Annotated in this window: 1 protein-coding gene; it reads left to right on the forward strand. The window is 47.5% G+C overall.

The features are described from left to right. A partial coding sequence (locus AAEZ03_RS27975; protein ID WP_350583182.1) for a hypothetical protein occupies positions 1 to 259 on the forward strand: 259 nt, incomplete at both ends.

A 259-nucleotide genomic window follows, 5' to 3' on the forward strand; every position in this document is an offset into this window, starting at 1 on the left:
GCCATTACCTGCCAGCCTCGAGATACCTCAATTTATCTATCATGTTCAGCGCCTGCATCTAACCAAAACTCATGCTAAAGAATCTAAGAGCTTTGGCTCAGTAGGTGCACTTACTGATAAATGCGGGGATTATAGCGCTGATGAGATTGCGCGTATGGCTGCCGTATTGGAGAAGGATGATGAGGCACGTTTGGTGGCGCATCGTGAATTTATTGACTTGCGTGCGTACGTCTTTTGCCGCGATAGTATGGGTGAGATG

It is taken from the genome of Pseudomonas sp. HY2-MNA-CIBAN-0224 (assembly GCF_040310285.1).
GTDB lineage: Bacteria > Pseudomonadota > Gammaproteobacteria > Pseudomonadales > Pseudomonadaceae > Aquipseudomonas > Aquipseudomonas helleri.